General features: G+C 43.5%; 1 protein-coding gene. It reads right to left on the reverse strand.

Annotated features, from left to right (window positions below; all coding sequences use genetic code 11):
* Positions 1-144: 144 nt before the first annotated feature.
* The coding region (locus tag EYW48_RS21870) for a DinB family protein (RefSeq protein WP_277433068.1) at positions 145-255 on the reverse strand (111 nt) is incomplete at its 5' end.

The raw sequence follows: 255 nt of genomic DNA on the forward strand, positions 1-255 counted from the left end.
TAGGACTTAGCAGGAGTTCAAAGCATATAACGCCAAATTAAGGTGTGAACAACGCCACCACCTTACCTAACGCATTGTGCCATAAACACTAAACTTGCTTGAAGTGAAAGCGCCGAGCGTTGTGAATTACTCTTAAATTTATTGTTATGTACGTGCTCCCTCTGGCACGATCATAGGCAGGTCTGTACAGCCAAAGTCTAAACCAAACTGGCTTAGCAAACAGGTAAGCTGGCCTCTATGGTGAGTTTGATGATT

Source organism: Vibrio sp. 1180_3, assembly GCF_029478545.1.
Taxonomy (GTDB): Bacteria; Pseudomonadota; Gammaproteobacteria; order Enterobacterales; family Vibrionaceae; genus Vibrio; species Vibrio aestuarianus.